Annotated in this window: 16 protein-coding genes; 6 read left to right on the top strand and 10 right to left on the bottom strand. The window is 38.1% G+C overall.

All coding sequences use genetic code 11. The features are described 5' to 3' along the window. The first annotated feature begins 211 nt into the window (after window positions 1-211). The 3 genes from tauA to MT391_RS03245 are packed head-to-tail and all read left to right on the top strand — an operon-like array spanning window position 212 to window position 3,096. Window positions 212-1,219: a taurine ABC transporter substrate-binding protein gene (gene tauA / locus MT391_RS03255; RefSeq protein WP_299662866.1), complete on the top strand. Its 1,008-nt coding sequence runs from the start codon at window positions 212-214 to the stop codon at window positions 1,217-1,219. A gap of 41 nt (window positions 1,220-1,260) precedes the next feature. Beyond that, window positions 1,261-2,100: a taurine ABC transporter ATP-binding protein gene (locus MT391_RS03250; protein WP_166368250.1), complete on the top strand. Its 840-nt coding sequence runs from the start codon at window positions 1,261-1,263 to the stop codon at window positions 2,098-2,100. 9 nt (window positions 2,101-2,109) lie between these two features. Further along, window positions 2,110-3,096, top strand: coding sequence for an ABC transporter permease subunit (locus tag MT391_RS03245; RefSeq protein ID WP_205962913.1), 987 nt, complete (start codon window positions 2,110-2,112; stop codon window positions 3,094-3,096). 885 nt (window positions 3,097-3,981) lie between these two features. Here the strand turns inward: MT391_RS03245 and MT391_RS03240 are convergent. Then, window positions 3,982-4,719 carry a sulfite exporter TauE/SafE family protein gene (locus MT391_RS03240; protein ID WP_499496904.1) on the bottom strand — a complete coding sequence of 246 codons (738 nt, stop codon included), beginning with the start codon at window positions 4,717-4,719 and terminating at the stop codon, window positions 3,982-3,984. 213 nt (window positions 4,720-4,932) lie between these two features. Here MT391_RS03240 and MT391_RS03235 point away from each other — a divergent pair, with 213 nt between their 5' ends. Then, entirely contained in the window at window positions 4,933-6,303 is a 1,371-nt protein-coding gene (locus MT391_RS03235) for an aminotransferase family protein (RefSeq protein ID WP_499496903.1), read from the top strand. Window positions 6,304-6,735: 432 nt separating this feature from the next. On the opposite strand, the gene MT391_RS03230 is transcribed toward MT391_RS03235, so the two are convergent. After that, window positions 6,736-6,948: a hypothetical protein gene (locus MT391_RS03230; RefSeq protein WP_499496902.1), complete on the bottom strand. Its 213-nt coding sequence runs from the start codon at window positions 6,946-6,948 to the stop codon at window positions 6,736-6,738. A gap of 8 nt (window positions 6,949-6,956) precedes the next feature. Beyond that, the gene (locus tag MT391_RS03225) at window positions 6,957-7,172 is read right to left on the bottom strand and encodes a hypothetical protein (RefSeq protein WP_499496901.1); all 216 of its coding nucleotides are present in this window, start codon (window positions 7,170-7,172) and stop codon (window positions 6,957-6,959) included. Window positions 7,173-7,573: 401 nt separating this feature from the next. Here MT391_RS03225 and MT391_RS03220 point away from each other — a divergent pair, with 401 nt between their 5' ends. Then, window positions 7,574-8,353: an SDR family NAD(P)-dependent oxidoreductase gene (locus MT391_RS03220; protein ID WP_166368240.1), complete on the top strand. Its 780-nt coding sequence runs from the start codon at window positions 7,574-7,576 to the stop codon at window positions 8,351-8,353. Between the two features lie 209 nt (window positions 8,354-8,562). Here the strand turns inward: MT391_RS03220 and acuI are convergent, their stop codons facing one another. From acuI to MT391_RS03185, 7 genes are all read right to left on the bottom strand, one after another. Further along, complete coding sequence (gene acuI, locus MT391_RS03215) at window positions 8,563-9,546, bottom strand: acrylyl-CoA reductase (NADPH) (protein ID WP_499496900.1); 984 nt, start codon at window positions 9,544-9,546, stop codon at window positions 8,563-8,565. A 162-nt stretch (window positions 9,547-9,708) separates the two neighbouring features. Then, window positions 9,709-10,341, bottom strand: coding sequence for an acrylate utilization transcriptional regulator AcuR (acuR, locus tag MT391_RS03210; RefSeq protein WP_499496899.1), 633 nt, complete (start codon window positions 10,339-10,341; stop codon window positions 9,709-9,711). A 130-nt stretch (window positions 10,342-10,471) separates the two neighbouring features. After that, entirely contained in the window at window positions 10,472-11,800 is a 1,329-nt protein-coding gene (locus MT391_RS03205; protein ID WP_166368234.1) for an anaerobic C4-dicarboxylate transporter, read from the bottom strand. Window positions 11,801-12,195: 395 nt separating this feature from the next. Then, window positions 12,196-13,803: a methyl-accepting chemotaxis protein gene (locus tag MT391_RS03200; RefSeq protein ID WP_499439034.1), complete on the bottom strand. Its 1,608-nt coding sequence runs from the start codon at window positions 13,801-13,803 to the stop codon at window positions 12,196-12,198. A 503-nt stretch (window positions 13,804-14,306) separates the two neighbouring features. After that, window positions 14,307-15,722 (bottom strand): putative bifunctional diguanylate cyclase/phosphodiesterase, encoded by a 1,416-nt coding sequence (locus MT391_RS03195; RefSeq protein WP_499496898.1) that lies wholly within the window; start codon window positions 15,720-15,722, stop codon window positions 14,307-14,309. A gap of 3 nt (window positions 15,723-15,725) precedes the next feature. Beyond that, complete coding sequence (locus MT391_RS03190) at window positions 15,726-16,385, bottom strand: PAS domain-containing protein (protein ID WP_499496897.1); 660 nt, start codon at window positions 16,383-16,385, stop codon at window positions 15,726-15,728. Between the two features lie 313 nt (window positions 16,386-16,698). Further along, window positions 16,699-17,661: a TDT family transporter gene (locus MT391_RS03185; protein WP_499496896.1), complete on the bottom strand. Its 963-nt coding sequence runs from the start codon at window positions 17,659-17,661 to the stop codon at window positions 16,699-16,701. Window positions 17,662-17,958: 297 nt separating this feature from the next. Between MT391_RS03185 and MT391_RS03180 the strand changes: the two genes are divergently transcribed. Continuing rightward, a complete protein-coding gene (locus MT391_RS03180; protein WP_166368226.1) occupies window positions 17,959-18,288 on the top strand; it encodes a DMT family transporter in 330 nt (109 codons plus the stop codon). The last annotated feature ends 6 nt before the right edge of the window (window positions 18,289-18,294 follow it).

The raw sequence follows: 18,294 nt of genomic DNA, 5'->3' as shown, positions 1-18,294 counted from the left end.
TTGAGCCAACCTGTGTTTTAACCTTACTCTTGTTGTGGCTAATTACAGGTTGTGAAAGTGGTAGTTATGAAAATGGGCTTATAAAATTAAGTGATTAATCGTGGACCATGAATTTAAAAAACTGGCTCTGTATCTTATTTTTTTCACCGCGTAGTTTAAATAACGAAAGTTACGTCACATCCAGAGCATCAGATAAATAAGGAATTTTAAGATGAAAAAATCTAAACCAACCAAGTTAATGACAGCCATGGCAGCGCTATTATTTGCATCTACGGTAAGCGCAAAGGATGTCACTATCGGGTATATGGGCATGAATAACCCTTGGAAGCATGCGATTAATGAAAAGTTAATTGAAAAAGAAACGGGTTATGAGGTGAAATGGAAACGTTTTGACTCTGGTGCAAAAGTAATCACTGCGATGGCATCAGGTTCAATTGACCTTGCTTCTGCAGGTTCTAGCCCAATTGCTGCGGCGGTGAGTCGTGGTATCGAAGTTGAATTAGTTTGGATTTTAGAAAATATCGCCGATGCTGAGGCGTTAGTGGTACGTAAGGGAAGTGGTATTACTGCACCATCAGATCTTAAAGGTAAGCGTATTGCGGTTCCTTTTGTATCAACAACCCATTTCCATGCTCTGTTTGCATTGGAGCAATTTGGTTTATCGGATAAAGACGTTAAATTAACGAATATGCAACCTAATACTATCAACGCAGCATGGCAACGAGGTGATATTGACGGTGCATTTATCTGGGATCCAGTATTAGGCAATATCAAAAAAGATGGTGATGTATTAATTACCTCTAAAACCTTAAGTTCATGGGGAAAACCTACTTTTGACGGCTTGATCGTTGATAAAGAATTCGGCAAAGAAAATGCGGATTTTATGGCTAAGATATTGAAAATAGCCGGTGATCTTGATCAAGAATACCGTAGCAACAAAGATACCTTTGATGCGTCTCATCCCATTGCAAAATCAATCGCAAAAATATCTGGCAGTGATGTTAACCAAGTTGCAAGTGTATTAGGGCTTTATGAATTCCCTACTTTCACGCAACAATTATCATGTAATTGGTTGGGTTGTGGTGCCGATGGTGGTGCTGCAAAATCTTTAAAATCAACGTCAGAATTTTTGAAAAAAGAAAATAAAATTAACGATTTAATGCCTGATTATAGTGTCTTTGTTAATCCTGAATACGCAATTGCGGCATCAAAACTATAACTCATCAATTACGTTAAGAATATTAATTTAGGAGCGTTGTAATGAACACATTGAAAGTTTGCGAAGTCTCAGTTGTCTATCCCGGCTCAGAGGGTGGCGAGTCGGTGACAGCTTTATCAGATGTAAATCTGACCATGGAGCAAGGTGACTTAGTGGTTGCTTTAGGAGCATCAGGTTGTGGTAAAACAACGTTGCTAAATCTTATTGCTGGTTTTATTTCTCCAAGTAAAGGGTATCTAACCTTAGGTAACAGTAAAGTAAAAGGTTATCCAAGGGTGTTATGTGGCAAAGAGATTGGCGATGAAGTCACTGGGCCAGATGCCGACCGCGGAGTAGTGTTTCAAAAACACGCATTATTACCTTGGTTAAATGTGATTGAAAATACTGAGTTTGGTTTAAAACTGCAGGGGGTGGATAAAAAATTACGTCGTGAACGTGCTGCGGAATATCTAAAACTGGTTGGCTTAGAAGACTTTCATCAGCATAAGGTTTATCAACTTTCAGGTGGTATGCAGCAACGTGTTGGGATTGCTCGTGCGTTAACTAATGACCCTAAAATGTTGTTACTCGATGAGCCTTTAGGTGCACTGGATGCACTGACTCGCGAGTCATTACAAGAGTTATTGCTAGATGTGTGGCGTAAAACCAACAAGATGATGTTTTTTATTACGCATAGTGTTGATGAAGCCTTGTTATTAGCAACTAGATTAGTAGTGATGTCTCCTCGCCCTGGCCGTATCACACATCAATTCGAGTTAAATTTTAATCAACAATTCTTAGATTGCAGAGATGCAAGACAAGTTAAATCTAGCCCCGAATTTATAGCGATGCGTGAAAAAGTATTAGCCATTATTCATGGCGATGAATTGGCCGTAGCCTAAGGAACGATTATGACCAGTATGACTAAAGAAATGGGTTCAAGCTCGATCGGTGAATCCAAGAAAAAAATAGTAAACAGCAAAGCAGCTAAAGAGCCGCAAATGGTAGACACTAAAGAAGAACGTGAAAGTGCAGCCGCGTCGGTTTCATTGTTAGATAAAATACAACTTAAAATTAAAAAAATGACTGCGCCAAGTGCCGTACAAAGTGGTGAATATTTTGGTACACCCGGTGCTGGTGATAGTCGTTTAATTGGTGTTTTTTCAACTATTTTCTTTATTGCTATATGGGCTATTGCTACGGAAGGTGGATTTATTAAGCCAATCTTTTTACCTTCACCTGTTGATGTGGTGCAGCGTTTAATTGATATCACGGTTGATGGGTTTGCCGGTGCAACACTTGTTGAACATTTGAATGCGAGTTTAGTACGTATCTTTGGTGCCTTTTTACTAGCTTGTTTAATCGGTATTCCATTAGGTATTACGATTGGTTGTAATCGTGTTTTTCGTGGGATTTTTGATCCTTTAATTGAATTCTATCGTCCTCTTCCACCATTAGCTTATTTACCGCTTATTATTATTTGGTTAGGTATTGATGAGTCAAGTAAAGTGACGCTTATTTTCTTAGCCATGTTATCACCTATTGTACTCAGTGCTCGTTCTGGCGTGACATCGGTGCGTATTGAGCAAATCCAAGTTGCGTACTCAATGGGCGCAACACCATGGCAGGTGATCACGCAGGTTATCGCTCGAGGTGCAATGCCTGACATTATGACTGGGATGCGTATTGCTATCGGTTTTGGTTGGACAACCTTAGTTGCCGCTGAAATGGTCGCAGCAGAACGTGGTATTGGCTTTATGGTATTAAATGCCTCTGAATTCCTAGTGACTGATGTGGTGATCGCCGGCATTATTGTAATTGGTATTATCGCCTATTGTTTTGACCTGCTGATGCGCTATTTAGAATCTAAATTAATCCCTTGGAAAGGATACAATTAAAAAATAAGATATAAATCTACATTATTTGCCCGCTATTAGGTTCTAATAGCGGGCTTTTTTTATTAGGTAAATATAAATGAAAAGCGCACTGAAATTGCAATAGTCGTGCTTATTTTTAAGCATTAAAGCTATTTACAAGTTCTATTTGCAGGGGCTTATTGACAAGTATCAAATTGTTTTTAACTGTTTAATTATTCCACTACTTACCTACTTACCTACTTACCTACCTACTTAGCCTTTGACTACTGCAACAAAAAAGCCTTCCTGCTGTCCTGTAATTTACAGTAATAAGCCATTCCCATGATTCTTAACCTACTAATTTGCTAAGTTTTAACCTGCTGACTTTTAACAACTAAAGAAAGTTAATTTCTTATGACGAATACCGCTCGTTTTAGATTGCATATTGCATTAATAGCATCTGTTAATACTAAGCTGGGATTGTTTAGCTTGAGGTTCTTTTAGTTCTTCTTGGATTCAGGTCGTAAGTGCATCTAATAATAGTACCTCTAATGAGGCTTAACAGCGTTTATTAACAAAGCATTGCGACCACTTACATTGATAGCCTACTGCGCCTTTATGTCCTATATAGACTTTGTATCGTGGTTTATATACCCATTACCGACTAAGTAATGCACCTTGTGATTGGTAACGGCGCTGGTTAGTTTTGTATCGCTATACATCAGTAAAGCTACACATTAGCAAAAGAAGGCAGTTGATCCTGATGGTTGACTTATTCATAAATTTAAAAGGGCATGGTGCGCGGTTAATCGTATTTAAAACAGCTATATAGGGAGTATTTGAAGGGTATTATAATAAGGGATGGGTTGCATTTTTTATGCTAAATAAAGCCACTAGGTTCACTAGAACCAAGTGGTTCTCTGAAGGTTATGTTAATAAGGTATGTGCTGAATTTACTATGCCAAGTAAAGCCACTACAACCATGATAGGTAAGGCAAAACTTTTTAATGATTGAGGAGGTTTTTTGTTAAATAAGTATTGCCCATAATACACCGCTAACAAAGTTGGTAGAGTTAGTATTAATAATGCCTGGGGTAGCGTGTCATCCACTAGCCCACCACTAATAAGGGTGATCACAGTTAATGCTTCACTGGCAATAAAAAATAAAATCATCGTAGCGCGTTGGCTACTCGTTGGTAAATTACTTGATAACATGTAATACACAATCATTGGCCCACCGATTGATGCGCTGGCAGTACCGGCCCCTGATGCCAAACCAAAACCTACTTTAGTGATGTTTTTTTCTGCATTAAAAGGTCTGTAACTTGAGAAAAGCAAAGCGGCTAAAGTTAAAACACCTAAACAAATTAAGAGTTTTAGTGTTTCTGCAGGAATTAAAAGCAAAAAGCTGTAACCGATAGGAATACCGAATATAGACCCTATCACTAACCTTTTTAAGGCGGGAAAATTCGCCTGTTTAACGGCTTGTCGCCATAAATTTAGACTGCAAATTAGATCTAAAGATAAAACAATGGCAATGCTTTGCTGTGGCTCAAAAAAGAAGTTTAATCCCACCACTGCAATCACAGCAAAACCAAATCCACTATATCCTCGCACCACAGCCGCGAACATCACCACAGGCAATACATACCAAATTTGTTCCACTGATTTTCCTTAGTTTTATTTAATATTGGCCACACTATCACAATAATAACCAGTAACGGATAGAGCCAAAGATAAGCAATTGTAGTTCCACTTAAATAACACCTTAAAAATTCTATCTGGCTCTATCGAATAAAGTGGCTGGCGCTAATCGGAAGGTTAATTTATAAGTTAGGCTGAGTCATCGAAAATGACTACTTAGCATAGGGGAATAACATGATGGACTCAAAAACAGCAGAGATAATTGAAAAAGATCGTAACCATGTTTGGCACCATTTAAGCCAGCACAGCGTGTTAAAAAAACAAGACCCAATGGTGATGGTGAAAGGAGAAGGTTCACGCATTTGGGATGCTAAGGGTAATAGTTATTTAGATGCCTCTTCTGGTGGTGTTTGGTGTGTCAATGTTGGCTATGGGCGTACCGAAATTGCCGATGCTGTTCGCGATCAAATGGTAAAGCTTAACTTTTTTGCAAGTACCGCAGGTAACGAACCTAGTGCAGAGTTTGCTGAGAAATTACTACAAAAAATGCCTGGCATGAGCCGAGTGTATTATGCAAGCTCAGGTTCAGAAGCTAATGAAAAAGCTTTTAAAATAGTACGCCAAATTTCTCAACAGAAGTACGGTGGTAAAAAGAATAAAATTTTATACCGTGAGCGTGATTATCATGGCACAACCATCGCGACATTAAGTGCAACGGGCCAAGAAGAGCGTCGTTTACATTATGGTCCATTTGTACCTGGTTTTGTTGAATTCCCACATTGTTGTGAGTACAGAAGCCAATTTGGCGATGTCAAAGATTACGGAATTCTAGCAGCTAAAGAGTTGGAAAAAGTGATTCTACGTGAAGGTCCTGAAACAGTCGGTGCGGTTGTTTTTGAAACTATTACTGCTGGAGGAGGCGTGATCACTCCACCTGAAGGTTATTGGCCAGCCGTGATGGAGATTTGTAAAAAATATAATGTATTAATACACATGGATGAAGTTGTGTGTGGCATGGGTAGAACCGGTAAATGGTTTGGTTACCAACATTACGGTATTAAGCCTGATATTGTGACACTAGCGAAAGGTGTCGCATCAAGTTATGCCGCTATTTCATGTGTGGTCACAACAGAAGCTTTATTTGAAGAGTTTCTTGCTGACGGTGCTGACCGAGAAGCATACTTTCGAGATGTAAGTACATACGCAGGTTGTACCGCTGGTCCTGCCGCGGCATTGGCTAATTTGGCAATATTAGAGCGAGAAGACTTGATCACCAATAGCGCAGTCATGGGCGATTACTTGTTAACACAACTACAATTGTTAAAAACCAAGCATCCTATTATTGGTGATGTACGTGGTAAAGGGTTGTTATTAGGTCTTGAGTTAGTCAGTAACCGTGAAACTAAAACCCCTGTTGCAGAAGCGGTGGCGATCAAGGTTGCTGGGATGTGTATGCAAAAAGGATTAATTATAGGACGTACCAATCGTTCCTTTAAACACTTAAATAATACCTTGTGTTTATGTCCTGTATTAACCATTACACAGCAAGAAGCGGACTTTATTGTTGAAACATTGGATAGCGTGCTTTCAGAAGTGGATGCATAACTGCTTCAGATAAGTATAAATACTGCTATCAAAACCTCTTTTCGATAATCATTCGGGAAGAGGTTTTTTTATGCCCATAATACTTCAAGGTGCTAAATTTAACTTCCTCCTTTTAATAACGAATAAGTAATAGCGAATAAGTAATTAAAGTAGATTACTGCATTTGTTGATGTCTATTGTAAGTCCTTTCACCTTTCACCATGCACAACTCATTAATCATGAAGTCATTACTATCTCTGCCAATCGGAGTATGTCGTTACATTTATCCATTATCTATAGGGTAAGTGCAGTTATTATGCAGTGATTAACAGGGGGCCTGTAGTAGAACATTTTGCGTGGATAGTTAGGGGAGGGATTGTGAGGAGTGAAAGGAGTAGATCTAAAAACCAACCTATCTGATTAAAATAGATAGGTTGGTAATGGGTATTTATTTTATGAATTATCGTGATCGAAATGTTGCATAAATACCGCTAAGCTGGTGGCTTGTTGCTCAGTGACGCCGTTGTATAAGCTTGCTCTTAAATAATCACCAACACCAAATGGAGTTAAGGTACGCAGTCCAACCATGCCAAGTTCCCAGCTTTCGATAAGAAACTGATCAGTAAGCTCTAAGTTTCCACTTTTGATATTAAAGGGTGAATTCATGCGGCTTCTTAAGTTTTTATCGGTAATGGTTTGTTCAACGGACTTTGGTAGAGAAGTTGGGCTTGGCTTAAATTAATCACCTGTTCTGGTGATACATTAGGCGTTAATGAACCGAGTAAAGCTGGGTGAGGGCGGCTAACTTTGCTTTGTGTATTAGGCTGATTTTTTGTATCAGGCTGGATTCTTGTATCTAGGGTATCTGCTTGTATCACTTCTAATGTCATAAAAATATTCCTTTTTCGCTCAATAAACTCATGAGCATTTGTTTCATTTTTACGAATCAAAAGCATTAATAAATTTACCCTAAAGTGTATGTGCACTGGTATTTTCAGTTAGCGCCAGCATTCAGTTTTCTTAGGATTAAGTCGATTAAATTGAGTAACAAAAATTAATTTATAAGTTACTCTAGTAAGTTGATCTATAAGTTGATTCTGAGGTTGATACTACAAAAATGTAGTTCTGGCTCTATTACTATTGTCATCTACGTCATACTGTTTGAAACAGAAATTAAATAGTAAAACTGAGCATTAATGAAAATACACATGAAGTGAGAATAGTTTTCTATTAGTATTCGTAGAAGTATCAAACAGTATTGACTTTATTACGTATTTTAAAGGAATGTGAAATGACAGAACAAAGCCAAGCACAACAACATCCGGTAGTTTTAATTACAGGCGCGACTTCTGGGTTTGGATTAGCCACTGCGAAGAAATTTGCTCAACATGGTTACCCGTTAATTATCACTGGACGAAGAGAAGAGCGTTTACAAGCTTTGAGTGCAGAACTCTCTGAATTCACTGAAGTCTTTTATTCGGTATTAGATGTACGAGATAGTGAAGCGGTGATTGGCTTTGTTGAGCAATTACCAGAGCGTTTTAAACAAGTTGGGATATTAGTGAATAATGCGGGCCTTGCTTTAGGTGCAGAGCCTGCTGATAAAGCTGCTTTATCTGACTGGCATACAATGATTGATACTAATGTAACGGGTTTAGTCAATGTCACACACAGCCTTTTACCTATTTTACGTGCTCAAGCATCTGCAAGCATCATTAATCTAGCTAGTATTGCTGCTAATTGGGCTTATCCAGGTAGCCATGTTTATGGCGCAAGCAAAGCATTTGTCGCACAATTCTCTCGCAACTTACGTAGTGATTTTGCAGGGACGGGAGTGCGTGTAACAAGCTTAGAGCCGGGGTTAGCCGAGAGTGAGTTTAGCTTAGTGCGTTTTAAAGGCGATCAAGAAAAATACGATCAAATCTATAAAGGTGCTAGCGCGATACAACCGGAAGATATTGCTAACATTATATTCTGGATTGCTGAGCAACCTGCACATATTAATATTAATAGTTTAGAAGTGATGCCAACGTCTCAAGCTTGGGATAATTTTAAAATCATCAAACAGTAGGTATCTATTTTTAAAGGTTTTTTAAGGGGTTCTATTTAAGAACTACTATTTAAAAGTTACCATTTAAAAACAATGATTTAAAATAGCTCAATAAAAAGAGCTCGCTTAATGGGGTCAGTTCAGATTATTAAGCGGGCTCTTTTATTATTCAAGTCAAAGTCAAAGTTAAAATCTAAATCTTAAGTTAAGCCTAAATTTAGATTTATTGATTATTCAGCAACTTTAACCACTACACGACCACGTACTTTGCCTGCAATCAATTGCTCAGCTGTATCAATTGCTTCCTCTAGGGTGATCTCTTTTGCGATATCATCAAATACATCGGCTTCTAAAATAGTAGCAAGGCGCTCCCATGCTTCTACTCTGTCTTGTGTTGGACGCATAACACTATCAATACCTGCCAAAGTCACACCACGTAAAATAAATGGCATTACGGTTGCTGGTAGATCCATGCCCTGTGCTAAACCACAGGCAGCAACAACGCCACCATATTTTAAGCTAGCGCATATATTTGCTAAAGTATGGCTACCTGTAGAGTCAATCGCAGCTGCCCAGCGCTCTCTCGCTAATGGGCGACCTGGCTCTGATAATGTGGCACGGTCAATGACCTCTGTTGCGCCTAATTTTTTCAGGTATTCTGCTTGATCAACTCGACCCGTTGAAGCAACTACGGTGTAACCTAATTTAGCTAAAATGGTAATTGCAAAACTACCCACACCACCATTGGCGCCTGTTACTAATATCTCTCCTTTATCGGGAGTGATACCGTGTTTCTCTAAAGCAATTACACATAGCATTGCAGTATAACCTGCTGTACCTATTGACATTGCTTGGCGAGCAGAGAAAGCTGAAGGTAAAGGAATTAACCATTCACTTTTTAAACGCGCCGTTTCAGCCAATCCACCACAATGTGCTTCACCAACACCAAAACCGTTTAATAAAACATGATCACCGATTTTAAATTTATCACTGTCAGTTTGTTCAACAGTACCGACTAAATCGATACCAGGAACCATAGGGAAGTTACGTACAACTGGGCCTTTGCCTGTGATTGCTAAAGCGTCTTTATAGTTTAAAGTGCTATATGCAACCTTGATAGTGACATCACCCTCAGGCAATACACTTTCATCAATACTTTTAACTGCTGCTCTGTAACCTTGTTCATCTTTTTCAATTAAAATACCTTTGAACATATCTCTTCCCCTTTAGACCGATCGTCTATTAATGATTAAATTTTTTAGTTATAGGCGCTTACCTATAACTATTTATTGAAAGCTGTTTACTGATAACTGCTTACTTACAGGTGCTTGTATACCAATTACTTTTTCTATTAATTTACTACCTTCACCCTGTTATTATCGAGGCAAGCTAGCAATAAAATATTGGAAGTAGTTATCCAGTGGTGTTGCATTTCCCACTAAACGTGTTCGGCTTACCGCTCCTTCCCAACCTACCCAAAAACATTCAGCTAATTGCTCACAGTCTGCAGACTTCGATATATCACCACTGGCCTGTGCCAATTTAAGACAATCACTTATACGTTGCTGCCAAGATAGAAAAATATCTATCAAAATAGGTCTAAAACTTTCAGGCAATAAATGTACTTCTTGTCCAAGGTTTCCTACTAAGCAACCACGCGTAAAATGATGTCGTTCAAGCCCTGATTTTGCATTCTCAACAAAATGACTTATGCGCACTAATGGTGAATAAGTCTGATCTAATAAATAGGTATCTAGTTTATTTGCAAAATAATTTGCATAGCTTTCGATTACCGCTAATCCAAATACTTCTTTACTAGCAAAGTAGTGATAAAAAGAGCCCTTTGGTACACCGACTCTCTTTAAAATAGGGTCAATGCCAGAAGCTGCGAATCCACTCTCTGTTAGCTGCTCAAGTCCGCTGCGGATTAATTCCGCTTTTGTATCATGATTTTCTCGCGATACTTTTGGGGGTCTACCACGTCGTGGTTTTGTACTTAATAATGTCATATTGATATAATAGACCGATCGTCTAGTTAATTGCAATGACTTTATTTATTGAGCTCTAGAATAACGATTTACGGGCGTATCTTGCCTTAAAGAAGATTGCCCGTTGTGATCTAAGTCATTATTTTCTGTATTAACCAATCACTATTTGTCCTAACACATAACCAACAAGACAAGCTGAAATCACGCCTATCAAGCCCACTGACATAAATGAATGGTTAAAGTAATATTTGCCTATTTTAGTGGTGCCTGAACTATCAAAGTTGACCGTTGCAATATCTGAAGGATAATTTGGAATAAAGAAGTAACCATACACAGCAGGCATCAAACCAATTACTAAGGCAGGCTCTAAACCCAGCGCTAAACCAACAGGCAGCATCATTCGCGCGGTAGCAGCTTGCGAGTTAACCACCACTGATACGATGAATAGAGATAATGCAAAGGTCCAAGGATGCAGTGTCACCATATCAACAATCCCAGCTTTAAATTGTGGCATCGCGTATTGGAAGTAAGTGTCAGACATCCACGCAATACCAAAAATAGCAATGGCGGCAACCATACCTGATTTGAACACTACGCCATTAGGAACATCTCTAGGGTCAGTTTTAGTTGCTAATAGAATCACACCACCAAAAGCGAGCATCATCATTTGGATAACAACTGACATTTTGATTGGAGATGAGCCTTCGGTGATGGTGCGTATTTCCGGCAGCATAGCGATCAGCACAATAGAAACAATTGCTCCTAGGAAGATAAGTACCGCATTTCGCGCTTTACTGGGTAGCATTTCATCTAAAGAGGTTGAAGTCGTATTCTCTATTTTTTCACGCCAAACGGGATCTTTTAAACGTGCTTGGTAGTCTGGATCATCTGCTAATTCTTTGCCTCGACGTAAACTATAAAGTGCCAGCATCAAAGTACCGAATAAAGTAGAAGGCACGGTGACCATCAAAATTGACAATAAAGTAATGGAAGAGTCAATATCCACTAATTGCGCCAAATAATACACCACCGCGGCAGATAATGGGGAAGCTGTAATACCAATTTGCGAGGCGACGGAAGCAGCTGCCATGGGGCGTTCAGGGCGAATACCATTTTTCAGTGCAACGTCACCAATGATTGGCATGATTGAATAAACCGCGTGTCCAGTACCCAATAAAAATGTCATCGCATAAGTCACAAAAGGCGCGATAAGAGTGACTCGTTTCGGATTGTTTCTTAAAATACGCTCAGCAATTTGTAGCATATATTTTAATCCACCGGCGGCTTCTAGAATCGAGGCACAGGTAACAACGGCTAATATGATTAACATGACAGTTACAGGAGGGGAGGTCGGAGGCATTTTGAAAACAAAAACCTCAATAACTAAACCAATGCCTGATACAACACCTAACCCAATTCCACCAAACCGGGAGCCCACATACAGTACAAATAGCAAAAATATAAACTCGAAATACAGCATTTTTCCACCTCACTCATCATTTTTATAGGGGCAGATTAGCTTATTAAGGTGGGGCTCAAATTGAGCTGTTTCCTATATTGAGTAGAAGGAAATATTATTTGCACACTAATTGATATGAAATAACAATGGTTTAGTTAGCAAAACCAACATATAAAACTGTGATCGAGGTTTGAGTTAATTTAAATTTAACAAAAAACATAATTGATTATTCTTAAGTGGATTACTCTTGATTGGTATTGGTATTGGTATTGGCATTGGTATTGGTAAGGAAATGGAAATGGAAATGGGGTTTCAATAACGTATTTTTTGCTCTTAACAAGCAATAAAACACAAAAAACGTTAGCGTAAAGCAAACTTGACGCTAACGTTGACTACAAAATCAATCTACTAATTTATTAATATTTAAACTGACTCACTAATTTATTTAGCTCAAGTACATTATTTTTGAGGGTTTCTCCAGTTGTACTGACTGACTCAATATTGATGGCATTTGAATTAGATACGCCAGAAATATTAACAATACTGCGTTCAACCTCAGATACGACTTGGTTCTGTTCTGCTGCTGCAGTGGCAATCTGTTCGTTCATTTGACTTATATTTTTCACATTTTCGGCAATAACACTCAATGAATGAGTAAGCGCTTCCACCTTATTATGTGATTGGTTTGCGTTATCCCTACTTACTGCAAAAACTTCTACCACTTGCTCTACATTCTCGCGTAAGCGATTCACGATATTTTGAATATCCTGTGTCGACTCCTGAGAACGACCTGCTAAAGATCGTACTTCATCGGCTACCACCGCAAAACCACGGCCTTTTTCTCCGGCACGCGCTGCTTCAATAGCTGCATTAAGGGCGAGTAGATTCGTCTGTTGAGAGATGGCGACAATTACTTCTAACATAGCGCCTATATTGGCACTATCATCCCCTAAGCGCTTAACAACTTGTTGTGCTGAAGTCATTTTTTCAGATAACTCAGCCATTTGTACTGTGGCTGAGTTACATATGCTCATGCCGCTTTCGATATGTTCATTAACCACTGCTGTTTCATTTGAGGCATCAACAGTATATTGAGCTACTTCTTTAGAAGAAACGGTTAGTTCATTCATTGCACTCGCTGTTTGCTCTGTTTCCTTAAGTTGCATGGACATATCATGTTTTGTTTTTTGAGCTGAATCTTGTAACAAATCAGAGGTTTCATTAAGATCTTTAATGGTTAAACTAACCGTTTTAATGACTGCCTGTGTTTTTGTTATGAAGCTATTAATATGGTGTGAAGTAATACCTAGTTCGTCATTTTTAGACTCATTTAACCTTTTCGTTAAATCGCCTTCTCCATGGGCTAGGTCATCAGCCATCTTCATCATCGCATCAAGTGGTTTTAATAAGCCTTTACTAGTTAATAGATAGAAAGCGCTCAATATTATTAAAAATAGGGCTGAAAAGGCATAAACGGAGAATTCTATTGCTGCTGCATTTTCAGTTTGGTTGCTGAGGTTTTGTGCTGAACGCTCTCTGGACATCGACATTACTTGCTCGACTTGTTCTGTGATCGCGGCTGCGGCATCATCAAATGCTGGCATTATTTTATTACCGCCCGCAGGCCCTTGTTCAATATAAGCATTTGCCATTGATTTACCAGTCTCAAAGTAGTTCTCAAGCGTGGGCAGCATTTGTTGATAAAAGTCTGAATTCGCCGTATCGAGTATGCTTAATTCTTGAAGAAGGTTAACAGCAATCTCGTAATTTTCCCCTGCTACCTCAATACCGTCATTTAAGCCATCCAAGGCTCTTGTTGCACTAATATCTGTTACCCATTGTTGCACTTGTATCACTGCTATCTTTAACTCATAGTTTTTAAACAGGATGGGTTCAATAGTATCGGCTATTTTAATCGATGCATCATGGATACGACTACTCTGATAAATCATATAGGCTGATTGGATAAACAGTACCGCCATCAAAAAAAATAAAGCTAAGTACATTTTTTTTCTTATCGTCATAGTCGGTCTCTCTGTGTAAAATTAATGAAGGATTAATTTTTTAAATCGATGGGGTAAATTTAACTATGACTGTTACATGGCTGTAGATCTGTTGTGTAGTTTCAGATCAAAAGTAATAGTAAGTTAACTACAAGTTGATAGCTAAAAAGGAGTATTTTTATAACGATCCTAACAAAGTTAGTAAATTAACTAAAAATAGCAATTAAAAGTAAGATTATTTATTTTTTTCTACTTTTTATCTGCGCTTGAGCACTCTACTGTGAACTAATTCTTTGGTATTCCTGTACAGTTAAATGTGGAAGTAGCTGCTCATATAGGATTAAACACGACACTAATTCTCCTGAACATTCGAACATAGAGATCATTGTTATTTGCTAAAAAGAGTCGCTCTGTATGGTTTTTTCTGCGTACTCTGTCATTAATCCAAAGGGAGGGATTTTAAATAAATATAGAGCAGGAGGGCTTATACCGTCGTTGATATGTTTTTTATCAATAACTTTTTTTCACTCAGTTAACTTATATTCTTGGGAAAAGGTAATAAACTGCGCTGCGGGGATGGGTTTACTAAAATAATAACCCTGCACGAAATCGCATCCTAACTCCTCTAAAATTAGCAATTGTTGGTGCATTTCAACGCCTTCTGCGACAACCACTAATCCTAAACTATGCGCCATTGCAATCGCTGCTTTAACTAAGTTTCTATCTTCATCATTAAGCGTAATACCATTAATAAAACTGCGATCTATTTTTAAAACATCGAAAGCATATTGTCTTAAATAACTTAGCGAAGAGTAACCAGTACCAAAATCATCCATTGATAGCTTTACTCCAAGTTGATCAAATTGCAGTAAGGTATCGTCAACATAAGATTGACCTGTCATTAACACGCCTTCAGTAATTTCAAGCTCTAAGCTATGTGCCGGTATATTTTCATCTGTGAGCGTGTTTTTGATAAAATTAAACAGCTCTTTATCTCGGAACTGGCTAGGCGATAAATTAACTGCCATCACATATTTTTGTTGAGTGACATTTTGCCAGTGCGTCAAAAAACTGAGTGATTGCTTAATGACGTATCGACCAATGGCAACAATTAACCCAGTATGCTCGGCAATAGGTATGAACTCATCGGGGGTAATATGGCCTAGGGCGGCGTTATGCCAGCGTAACAGCGCCTCTGCACCAATAATTTGTTTTTTATTTACATCTAATAAGGGCTGATAATATATTTCAAATTCATTGCGTTCTAACGCGCCATGCATTTGTTCCTCAATTTCAAAGCGCCTCATCATTGATACATTCATTTCTTTAGTAAAAAATGAATAGGCGTTACGCCCTAATGCTTTTGCTTGATACATTGCAATATCAGAGTTACGTAACAATTCAGATGTGTTAGTTCCATTTTGTGGATACATAGCGATGCCAATACTTAAGGTAAGAATCAGCTCACGTCCATCAATGGATAAAGGCTCTCTAAAAATATTTAATAACGTGTCTGCTATCACCGAGGCATCGCTGTCGGAGTTTATATCTCGTATTAATATAATAAACTCATCTCCACCTAAGCGCCCAACAGTATCCTCTTTACGTATTGACTGGTTTAATCTATTTGCAGCTGCGATGAGTAGTTTATCGCCAATTTCGTGACCTAATGAATCATTCACTTTTTTGAAGTCATCTAAATCAATAAAGAATACCGCTGCACATTCTTCATTTCGCTCTGCTTCATTGAGCATTTGCGACAAACGATCCAATGCTAAAAAACGATTAGGTAATAAAGTTAGTGTATCGAAATAGGCATGTTGGCGAATGATTTCTGAAGACTTATGCTGTTCTGTAATATCACGAACAATACCTAAAATTTGATTGTGTTCAGGAAGGTGGCTAAGTCTTGCTTCATAATAAACAATGCCAAAGGGCATGGTTCATTCATATTCAAAACAAGTTTCGCCTACTTGTTTCAGTACTTTATCAAAATGCATTTGAAATTTGTTGGCAACCTGCTCCGGCAAAATATCAATCATCAATTTACCTGTAAACTGACTAGGAGAAATATACAGGCTCTTTGTATTATTGGCTCGATAGTCAATAATTCTGCCATCTTCTGACATTAAAAAAAACAAATCTGGGCTTGCTTCAAATACAGCTTCCAACATTTGTTCTTTAAATATAGCTTGTGCTTGCGCATAACGAACATCGCTTAAATCAATATCCACACAATACATTTGTTTGTGGTTATCTTGATTAATAAACATGACGTGGCTGGAAAAAACATTAATATCTTTACCTTTTTTGTTGAGTAAGGTGATTTCTGATGCGGGGATGGGGACATTGTTGTTAACCCAGTTGCTGTGTGCAGCAATTATATTTTCCCATATTGGCTTAGGAATTATCAATTCCTCTAGTTTTTTTCCTAAAGCTTCCTCTTTGCTATAACCATAAAGCGATTCGCTGCCCTTATTCCAGTAAATCACTCTGCGCTGCTCATCATATCCTTGCACAGAGATCGCTTCTACTTCATCAAACATTCTATGTAATGGATCGTTGGTTAAGTTGGGATGGAATATTGGTTTTTTGATTCTCATGTACTCCATATCGGGTTAGATGAAAAAAGTTAAGTTAGACGAAAAAAAGTTGAGCGAGATGAAAAAGACATTTTATTTATACTATACCTAAATAAAATATTTTTGTTTTTTTATTTAAATATATTCTAAAAATGGTAGAGATGAGTCAATATTTTGATTAAAGAATATTTTTATATTAACGAGACCCTGACAATAAATGTAACTCCTGATTAAGATCCGCAAATATCCGGTTCTGACATTTACGGTAACCTATTAAATAGCGATGCTATCAATCATTGTCATATGCTCGTTTACGACTCAGTGCTATTGTTTTTTAAGCTTTCTGAAAGAAATGAGGTAAATAACGCACCGTTACATACAACACCATGGCACTAGCAATCGCCAGTTCGATGTTAGCGAGTTGCTCGGTAATATTAACCCAATGTGTTGCAAAACCCTTCTCTAATAAAAACTCACTCATCTTCATCAATGCAACAGCGCCAACCACCAATGGAAAAGTGAAGGCAGAATATGCAGGCGTGTAGGAAAGACGTAGCAGGCTTTTAAATACAAGGTAAATATATAAAGTCATGCTCAAGGCTAAAACGAAAAGGCACCCTAGCAGTAAGTAGTTAGGCTGGCTAGTTGTTACAAGATATGCCAATAATAGTAAACTTGCAGGCGTGGCTAGGATCACGATAATCGGTTTTTCATTATCAGTGAGTACGCTACCAAATAATAATCGATATAGCACGATTGGCAGTAGTACCGCGTAAGAAAGTAAACCCAGCCCAAATATAAAGTGTATAAAAGCAGGTGCTAGTCCGCCGGGGTGGGTTATTAAAGCAAGGACTAGGCCTATCGGAGGAATAAACCAACTAGGTAATATTTGTTGAAACTGGAAAGCCTTACTGCGACTGAATATAAAATAACCCAAGAAATAAAGGTGTAAAACAATCGCTAGCCAACTGACTACTTGCCCTATCTGTAAATCATATAAAGCAATACTATTTGAGATAACCATCAATGCCATTGCTAAGGTTGGGATCACCGTACCTGCAATAGGGTGCTGTAAGTCTTGCTTCAATAGATGTGGATTGAAGATAAATTTGAGAAATAACAGTGTAATAATACAAGCAGCAATACTTGCTCCCAGGATCTGAGCTTTTCCCTGTAAAGGAATAAAATGCTCCCATGATAATCCTAAGCTAGCAATCGCTAATGCCAACCCAGAAGCGGCAGTTGGAATATTACAAAAATAGTGATGGAGACGGATAAATTGATTGGTTTTTAACATGTTTATTGTGGCTCATCTTCAAGGATATTTACTGTTTAATTTTTATTGCCGAAAAGGTTATTTGAAATAAAATAACTCAGCCGGAAAATAATAGCAGAGATTTCGAACTTTAAGAGGGGATAGGTCAAAGGAGCTGAGATTATTTAAGGTTCATGAGCAGGTAAAATTATCATTGTTGCTGGGCTGATACGTTAATTAGTTGATTAAGCAGCTGAACTTGTTATTGTCCACACCCAATTAATTAAGTCTTATCAATACAAAAAACAATAAGACAAAACAATAAAATAAAGGACAGGTATGGGTTATTGGTATTTAGCGATTGCAATTGTTTCAGAAGTGATTGCCACTCTCGCATTAAAAGCATCTGATGGATTCAGCCAACTTTTTTATAGTGCGATTTGTGTGATCGGCTATGTTGCTGCCTTTTATTTTCTGTCCCTTGTATTGAAAACAGTGCCAGTAGGTATCGCTTATGCTGTTTGGGCTGGAATGGGTATAATTCTAGTGGCTGCTATTAGCGCGATTATTTATAAACAGGTTCCAGATTTGCCTGCAATTATTGGGATGGGGTTAATTTTAGCCGGCGTTGCAGTTATGAACTTATATTCAAAAACAGCGGCACATTAAGTCTTA

Origin of the sequence: Vibrio sp. 1-Bac 57 (genome assembly GCF_037546855.1) — a bacterium.
Taxonomy (GTDB): Bacteria; Pseudomonadota; Gammaproteobacteria; order Enterobacterales; family Psychromonadaceae; genus Psychromonas.
Note: the sequence above shows the minus strand (reverse complement) of the source record. Positions and strands in the feature narration are given on the sequence as shown.

Coding starts and splice junctions, on each gene's coding strand:
- MT391_RS03205 (WP_166368234.1), bottom strand. CDS start 11,800: ATGCTGTATTTCGAGTTTATATTTTTGCTATTTGTACTGTATGTGGGC.
- MT391_RS03180 (WP_166368226.1), top strand. CDS start 17,959: ATGGGTTATTGGTATTTAGCGATTGCAATTGTTTCAGAAGTGATTGCC.
- MT391_RS03225 (WP_499496901.1), bottom strand. CDS start 7,172: ATGACATTAGAAGTGATACAAGCAGATACCCTAGATACAAGAATCCAG.
- MT391_RS03190 (WP_499496897.1), bottom strand. CDS start 16,385: ATGAGAATCAAAAAACCAATATTCCATCCCAACTTAACCAACGATCCA.
- MT391_RS03235 (WP_499496903.1), top strand. CDS start 4,933: ATGATGGACTCAAAAACAGCAGAGATAATTGAAAAAGATCGTAACCAT.
- acuR (WP_499496899.1), bottom strand. CDS start 10,341: ATGACATTATTAAGTACAAAACCACGACGTGGTAGACCCCCAAAAGTA.
- MT391_RS03250 (WP_166368250.1), top strand. CDS start 1,261: ATGAACACATTGAAAGTTTGCGAAGTCTCAGTTGTCTATCCCGGCTCA.
- MT391_RS03200 (WP_499439034.1), bottom strand. CDS start 13,803: ATGACGATAAGAAAAAAAATGTACTTAGCTTTATTTTTTTTGATGGCG.
- MT391_RS03245 (WP_205962913.1), top strand. CDS start 2,110: ATGACCAGTATGACTAAAGAAATGGGTTCAAGCTCGATCGGTGAATCC.
- MT391_RS03220 (WP_166368240.1), top strand. CDS start 7,574: ATGACAGAACAAAGCCAAGCACAACAACATCCGGTAGTTTTAATTACA.
- MT391_RS03185 (WP_499496896.1), bottom strand. CDS start 17,661: ATGTTAAAAACCAATCAATTTATCCGTCTCCATCACTATTTTTGTAAT.
- acuI (WP_499496900.1), bottom strand. CDS start 9,546: ATGTTCAAAGGTATTTTAATTGAAAAAGATGAACAAGGTTACAGAGCA.
- MT391_RS03230 (WP_499496902.1), bottom strand. CDS start 6,948: ATGAATTCACCCTTTAATATCAAAAGTGGAAACTTAGAGCTTACTGAT.
- MT391_RS03195 (WP_499496898.1), bottom strand. CDS start 15,722: ATGCCCTTTGGCATTGTTTATTATGAAGCAAGACTTAGCCACCTTCCT.
- tauA (WP_299662866.1), top strand. CDS start 212: ATGAAAAAATCTAAACCAACCAAGTTAATGACAGCCATGGCAGCGCTA.